This is a genomic window from Acidovorax sp. KPB24-03, from assembly GCF_057546605.1.
This window is the reverse complement of record NZ_BAAJYR010000022.1, coordinates 25,581-32,282: the sequence shown is the minus strand read 5'-3', so window position 1 is coordinate 32,282 and position 6,702 is coordinate 25,581. Positions and strand designations below refer to the sequence as shown.

The 6,702-nt window shown below is 64.5% G+C and carries 9 protein-coding genes; 2 read left to right on the top strand and 7 right to left on the bottom strand.

The features are described from left to right. Nucleotides 1-615, bottom strand: a 615-nt coding sequence (locus AC27KI_RS05640) for a peptidogalycan biosysnthesis protein (RefSeq protein WP_487112955.1), incomplete at its 3' end; no start/stop codon positions are given. A 248-nt stretch (nucleotides 616-863) separates the two neighbouring features. On the opposite strand from AC27KI_RS05640, the gene AC27KI_RS05635 reads away from it, so the two are divergent. Together AC27KI_RS05635 and AC27KI_RS05630 are read left to right on the top strand one after the other, a co-directional pair. Continuing rightward, entirely contained in the window at nucleotides 864-2,516 is a 1,653-nt protein-coding gene (locus AC27KI_RS05635; RefSeq protein WP_487112951.1) for an NAD+ synthase, read from the top strand. 62 nt (nucleotides 2,517-2,578) lie between these two features. After that, entirely contained in the window at nucleotides 2,579-2,917 is a 339-nt protein-coding gene (locus AC27KI_RS05630; RefSeq protein WP_092743842.1) for a P-II family nitrogen regulator, read from the top strand. 33 nt (nucleotides 2,918-2,950) lie between these two features. Here the strand turns inward: AC27KI_RS05630 and AC27KI_RS05625 are convergent, their stop codons facing one another. The 6 genes from AC27KI_RS05625 to AC27KI_RS05600 form a co-directional block, all read right to left on the bottom strand. After that, entirely contained in the window at nucleotides 2,951-3,547 is a 597-nt protein-coding gene (locus tag AC27KI_RS05625) for an LOG family protein (RefSeq protein WP_487112949.1), read from the bottom strand. Beyond that, nucleotides 3,540-3,935, bottom strand: coding sequence for a diacylglycerol kinase (locus AC27KI_RS05620; protein WP_284430918.1), 396 nt, complete (start codon nucleotides 3,933-3,935; stop codon nucleotides 3,540-3,542). The genes AC27KI_RS05625 and AC27KI_RS05620 overlap by 8 nt, the downstream gene beginning before the upstream one ends. Nucleotides 3,936-3,997: 62 nt before the next feature. After that, a complete protein-coding gene (locus AC27KI_RS05615) occupies nucleotides 3,998-4,516 on the bottom strand; it encodes an RDD family protein (protein ID WP_487089338.1) in 519 nt (172 codons plus the stop codon). Nucleotides 4,517-4,550: 34 nt separating this feature from the next. Beyond that, nucleotides 4,551-5,177, bottom strand: coding sequence for a DUF3106 domain-containing protein (locus tag AC27KI_RS05610; protein ID WP_487112947.1), 627 nt, complete (start codon nucleotides 5,175-5,177; stop codon nucleotides 4,551-4,553). Between the two features lie 245 nt (nucleotides 5,178-5,422). Next, on the bottom strand, nucleotides 5,423-5,869 hold the full coding sequence (locus AC27KI_RS05605; RefSeq protein ID WP_284430920.1) for a DUF3619 family protein: 447 nt from the start codon (nucleotides 5,867-5,869) through the stop codon (nucleotides 5,423-5,425). Beyond that, the gene (locus AC27KI_RS05600; protein ID WP_272569459.1) at nucleotides 5,866-6,435 is read right to left on the bottom strand and encodes an RNA polymerase sigma factor; all 570 of its coding nucleotides are present in this window, start codon (nucleotides 6,433-6,435) and stop codon (nucleotides 5,866-5,868) included. The genes AC27KI_RS05605 and AC27KI_RS05600 overlap by 4 nt, the downstream gene beginning before the upstream one ends. Nucleotides 6,436-6,702 lie beyond the last annotated feature (267 nt).

Genomic DNA, 6,702 nt, shown 5'->3' with positions numbered 1-6,702 from the left:
GTACGAGGCGAGCGCGCCGGCGCCGTGCGGGGGCGCCGCGTTCGTCCAATGAAACTGCACTGTGTGCCGCAGCATCAGCCCCGCTGCCTGCGCGGCCTCGACATCCTGCGGGGCGGTGAACAGCAGGTGCAGCGACGACAGGCCCGCCTCTTCGCACCACTGCACCAGCGCCCGCACCAGCGCATGCCGCGCCGCGGCGTCCACGGCCAGCAACCGCGCTCCGGGCACGGGGGTGAAGGGCACGGCCACGACGGCCTTGGGGTAGTAGTCCATGCCGTGGCGCGCATAGGCACCCGCCCAGCCCTGGTCGAACACGTATTCCCCGTAGGAGTGCGGCTTGGCATACACCGCGCACGCGCCTTGCAGCACCTCCTCCCGCCAGAGCGTGCAGAACACGGGCGTCCAGCCGGTTTCCGGCACCGCGCTGCCGCTGCTGTGCAGCGCCGAAAGGTAGGCGTGGCGCATGAAGGGGGTGGCGTGGGGCTGGGCGGCCAGGAGCGCATCCCATGCATCGGCGTCCACGTCGTCGGGAGACGGGTGCAGGCGCAGAACGTAGGCGGTATCGGCGGGTTGGGACAACAAGGCGGCGTGCGGTCGGTGGAGGGGGGACGCCATCATGGCCCAAACCGGGCTGCGCCGCCGCGGGGAGGTATGGCATCCACACCAGTCCGTGTGCCTAAAAAGAGGGCACGGGGACATTCTTTCAGGCCTGACAAGGAGTTAGGACCGCCTTACAGGGCAAGCCACGACTTATCCACAGAGTTTTCCAGTGCCCGCGGGGATAACGCAGGGCCTTGTGGCGCAAGGCGCCATCGTGCAGGACGCGGGTGACATAATCGTTCGAGTCCTTTTTCCATCCCCGTATGCCATTCGTCATCAGCGTTGCCCAGCTCAATTTCGTGGTGGGCGATCTGCCGGGCAATGCCCGCAAGATCATTGCCTGCGCCCAGCAAGCCCATGCCTCCGGCGCGCGCCTGCTGCTCACGCCCGAGTTGTCGCTGTGCGGTTATGCCGCCGAAGACCTCTACCTTCGCCCCGCTTTTCTGTCGGGTTGCGAGGATGCACTGGCAACGGTGGCGCGGGAGACGGCGCGGTTCGAGGGCTTGGCCATCGTGGTCGGGCATCCTCAGCGGGCCGAAGCGGATGGCGAAGGCCTTTGCTACAACGCTGCCAGCGTGCTGCGCAATGGGGTGGTCGAGCAGACCTACCTCAAGCAGGAACTACCGAACTACGACGTGTTCGACGAGCGGCGCTACTTCTTGCCAGGCGACGGCACCTGCCTCTTTGACGTGGAGGGCGTGCGCGTCGGCCTGCTGATCTGCGAGGACGCCTGGTTCGAAGGCCCCGCCCGTCGGGCGGCGCAGGCGGGGGCGCAGTTGCTGGTCACCATCAACGCGTCGCCGTTCCACCTGGGCAAAAGCGCCGAGCGCGAGCAGATCATGCGCGAGCGTGTCACGGAGACCGGCCTGCCGCTGGTCTATGCCCACCTGGTCGGTGGCCAGGATGAGGTGCTCTTCGAAGGCCGTTCCTTTGCCCTGCAGTCCAATGGTTTCGTGGCCGCGCGTGCGCCCGGATTCGAGGAAGCCTGCTTTCCGGTCCGCGTGGACGTCGCGCAGGGTGCGATCGAATTGAAGGCCGAAGTCGCGCCGCTGCCCGCGCTGGAGTCGGATCTGTGGAGCGCGCTGGTCATGGGGGTGCGCGACTATGTCGGCAAGAACGGCTTTCCCGGCGCGCTGCTGGGTCTGTCGGGCGGCATCGATTCCGCGCTGGTCCTGGCCATCGCCGTGGATGCGCTGGGCGCTGACAAAGTGCGCGCCGTGATGATGCCTTCGCCCTACACCGCGGACATCAGCTGGATCGACGCGCGCGACATGGCCGAGCGCCTGGGCGTGCGCTACGACGAAATCTCGATCGCCCCGCAATTCGAGGCGTTCAAGGCCGCGCTGGCGCAGGAGTTCGCCGGCCTGCCCGAAGACACCACCGAGGAAAACCTGCAGGCTCGCATCCGTGGCACGTTGCTCATGGCGCTGTCCAACAAATTCGGCGCGGTGGTGCTCACCACCGGCAACAAGAGCGAGATGGCGACGGGCTACTGCACACTCTACGGCGACATGGCAGGAGGGTTTGCCGTCATCAAGGACGTGGCCAAGACGGCCGTGTTCTCGCTGGCGCGCTGGCGCAATGCCAATGACCCCTTTGGGACCGGCGCGCAGCCCATTCCCGAACGGATCATCACGCGCCCGCCGAGCGCCGAACTGCGCCCCGACCAGAAGGACCAGGACAGCCTGCCACCCTACGAGGTGCTCGACGCGATCGTCGCCCGGTACATGGAGAACGACGAGCCCATCGATGCCATCGTGCAGGCCGGCTACGACCGGGCCGACGTGGAGCGCGTGACGCGCCTCATCCAGCTCAATGAATACAAGCGCCGCCAGGCGCCGGTGGGCATCCGCATCAGCCGCCGCAGCTTCGGCAAGGATTGGCGCTACCCCATCACCAACCGTTTCCGGGCGTGAGCGATCGACGACGACGCGGCCTTGAGCATCCCTCGCATTTCACCTTTCCAGGAGTTTCCGCCATGAAAATGATCACCGCCGTCATCAAGCCCTTCAAACTCGAAGAAGTCCGCGAAGCCCTGGCCGAGTGCGGCGTGACGGGCCTCACCGTCACCGAAGTGAAGGGTTTCGGCCGTCAGAAGGGCCACACCGAGCTGTACCGCGGCGCCGAATACGTGGTGGATTTTTTGCCCAAGGTGAAGGTGGAAGTGGTCGTGAAGACCGACGACGTGGACCGCTGCGTGGATGCCATCGTCAACGTGGCGCGCACGGGCAAGATCGGCGACGGCAAGATCTTCGTCACCGCCGTGGAGCGTGTGGTGCGCATCCGCACGGGCGACCTGGACGAAGCCGCCGTCTGACGGTCGACTGCGCGCCTGGGCGGCTGCGCTGACTCAGATCACCGCCCGCAACGGAACCTTCTGCGTGCCCTGCATGCCGGCGGCCTCGACCAGGGACTGCAGGAGGCTTTCGTGGTCGGAGGAGGCCGTCATCAGACCCATCTGCCAGTCGCTCATGAGTCCGCTGGCCACGCTGGTCTGCAGAAACGCCATCAGACCGTCGTAGTAGCCGTCCACATTCAGCAGGCCGATGGGCTTGTCGTGGTAGCCGAGCTGGCGCCACGTCCACACCTCAAACAATTCTTCGAACGTTCCGATGCCGCCTGGAAGGGCCAGGAAAGCGTTGCAGCGCTCGGCCATCATGGCCTTGCGCTCGTGCATCGTCTCGACGATGTGCAGTTCATCGCAATCCCGGTTGGCCAGTTCCTTGTCCACGAGCGCCCGGGGAATCACGCCCAGCACGCGACCACCCGCGCGCCGTGTGGCCTCGGCCACCGTGCCCATCAGGCCGCTGCGACCGCCACCGTAGACCAGTTGGCCGCCGTGCCGGCCGATCCATTCGCCGACGGCAATGGCTGATTCGGTGAATAACGGGTTTTCACCTGGGCGCGACCCCAGATAGACGCACAGGGAAAAAAACGGCTCAGCCATGGAAAAACCTCTGAAACAGGGCTGCAGCCCAGACGCCTGAGCACAGCAACACACTCAACAAGACGGCAGCGCTGCCCATGTCTTTGGCGCGCTTGGACAAATCGTGCAACTCGGGACCGATGCGATCGATGGCGGCTTCGATGCCGGAGTTGAGCAGTTCGGTGATCAGCACCAGAACCACCGTGCCGGCGAGCGCCGCAACCTCCAACCAGCCACGGCCCAGCCAGAATGCTGCGGGCAGCAGCACGAAAGCCATGCATGCCTCCAGCCGAAAAGCCTTCTCGCCCCAGCCGGCCTGAAGGCCCTGCAGCGAATATTGTCCGGCATGCCACAGGCGGTGCAGGCCGGTGCGGGCCTTGTGGGGATGGGGTGTGAAGGGGGCAGACATAGGCCACGCATTTTCGCCGGCCTGTGTGGCAGTTATCGCCTCCGGCGAAAGAAGTTGTCGGCTTACTTTTTGGCGTGTTCGAAATGCACGAGCCGCGTGCCGGCCCAGATGTCGTGCCAGAACTGCCGCTCGGGCTGAAACCGGCTCAACAATGCCCAGACCGCCACCCACCCCAGCAGAATGACCGCCGATTCACCACCGGACAGCTGGAACGGCGCCATGGCCGCCAGCGGCGGCAAAAACCACAGCCAGCTCAGCGCGTAACGGGCGAGGGCCCGGGTCTGCGTGATCGGCTGTCCCAGCCGGTCCACCACCTGGATATGCCAGGTCTTCATGGCCAGCGTTTGTCCTCTGGCCCAGAACCAGACGAAATAGATGCCGAAGACAACGAAAAGAAAACCCTGGAGCGCATGGCGGTTGTCCAGCGCATTGCGTGTCTGGCTGAGCGTGCCGAAAAGATAGCCGGCAATGAACACCACCCCGAACATCAGCATGCCCTCGTAGAGCCAGCAAGCCATGCGACGGCGCAGCGAAGGGGTGGTGCCGTTCATCGCGGTGCGGGAAATGTCATGGCTGGCCATGGTGCTCTGAGACGGAGACGCAGACATGGCGGTATCACTGAGGCGGGTGAAGCGGGGTGTTGTCCTGGGTCGGGGCGGCAGGGGGGGCTGCCTCGGCGGCCACCGGCTCTGCGCCGCTCAGCGGCGCCAGGGGCGAGGGAACAGCGATCGGCACCGAGACGGGTGCCGTTTCCACTGGAGGTGCCAGGCTGGCCGCTGGGACCGATACCGGCAATGCCTGGGTCGGATGGAACTCGCTCACCGGCGGAATCTTGGGGGGATTGGGGCGGTTTGCATTCGCGACCGCGGCGGCAGGAACGCGGGCCAGCTTGCGAGGGGCCACGGGCCGGATCGCCGTGGCCGCGCCGGTGGGCCGAGGGGCCGCACGGGCCGCCAGCTGTTTCTTTTCCTCGGTAGGCAGGGCTTGGTACGCCTCCCACTGGGCCCACTTGTCATCCACGGCCAGTTTCTTGGTGGCGGCGTAGTTCAAACGGGCCTGACTGCGCTGCTGAAGGCTGAGGTTGGCCCAGTCGGTCATGCGCCCCAGCATCTTTTCGCGCTCTTGTGGCGACAAGGTGGGAAAGCTTGCGGACAGTGTGATCCAGCGCCGTTTTTGCGCCTCGCTGAGCAGGCTCCAGCGGGAGGCCAGGGGGGCGAGCGCTTCCTTTTGCGCGGCCGTCAAAGATTGCCATGCAGGCCCCGAGCCTGCACTGTCAGGATCCTGAAGCCGTAACTCCGGCCCACGGGCCGTGTGTTTGCTGGCCAGCGCCTCGGCTGGCATGGGCGCCACCGGTGCCATCCCGACCTGTGTCCAGGCTTGCCAGCCGCCCGCGACGAGCGCGCCCAGCAAGACAAAAGCCAGCACGGCGGCTGGGCATCAGGCGGGGGGCGTCCAAAGGGCTGGTGGGCATGCAATCTGCAATAGGGTCAGTGGGTCGGGTTGGCGGACGTTTTGAGGAATTGAAGGAATCCCGGATCGGCATAAGCAGATGGCGGAAGATCATCCGTGAGCAAGGCGGCGTCCACCTCTGCCACCTCGTTCACCCCTTTTTCGTCCTGCGAGACATTGATGACCACCAGCCCGACGAGCAGTGCGGTGATTGGAACGGCCGACACCAGGGCGCGCCACCAGCTACCGCCTTCTCCGCCCCAGCCCAGCACCGCGCTATTGCCGGAAGCCAACACGGCGGGAGCCGTCTGCCGCGCCGGTGCGACCACCTTGCGTTTCGCAAGGGCCTGCACCCGCGCAGCACGGAGCCGCTCGGAAATATCGTAAGGAAGCTCGGCCGTGCCATCGGAAAGGCGTGCCGTCACACGGCGCGCAAAACGCTCTGCGGCAATTTCCGCAGGATGGGTTGAGGACTGGTAATTCATAGTTCGATTCCTTTCGCCTTCAGTGCTTTGCTGAGGGTCTGGACGGCACGAAAGCAGTGCGTTTTGACGCTGCCTTCCGAGCAGCCCATCGCAGCCGCCGTTTCTGCAACATCCATCTCTTCCCAGTAACGCATCAAAAACGCCTCCCGTTGACGAGCTGGCAACTCTTGAATTTCCGCTTCGATGTCGTGAAAAACCTGGGCACGCCTGACCAGATCTTCCGCGCTTTGGGCTGTCTCGCCGCCCTCGGGGCCCGAATAGGCTTCCAGCAGATCGAAATCTGCACCGTCTTCTCCCGGCCCTTCGAAGTCGCTCATGCTAGAAAACAACGCATTGCGGGTCTTCTGACGCCGAAACCAGTCCAGCGTGCAATTTGAAAGAATGCGCTGAAAGAGCATGGGCAACTCGGCCACCGGCTTGTCACCATAGTGCTCGGCCAGCTTGAGCATGCTGTCCTGAACGATGTCCAGCGCCGACTCCTCATTGCGTACGTGATAGAGCGAGCGCTTGTAGGCCCGCTTTTCTACGCTTTTGAGGAAGTTGGAGAGTTCTTGTTCGGTAGCCAAGACAAAGGTGCCCGCTGATCGGGGCTTGGGGTTCGTTGGCGAGAAAGCCAGCGCGTGGATTGCCGAGTTTATCGCATTGACTTCAAGTCTTTTGGGCCTGCCGTGCCCAGAATCCATGTTGCAGTGCCATAATCCGGCCTGCAATTCAAAAGGCAAACGGGTTTCGGTCCGGCGCAGCAATCATCTCGCCCATGTCCGAAGCCTCAAGTTCCAAGTCGGCTCCACAAGAGTCCGCACAAGGGGCACCCAAGGTTTTTCGTTAGAGAA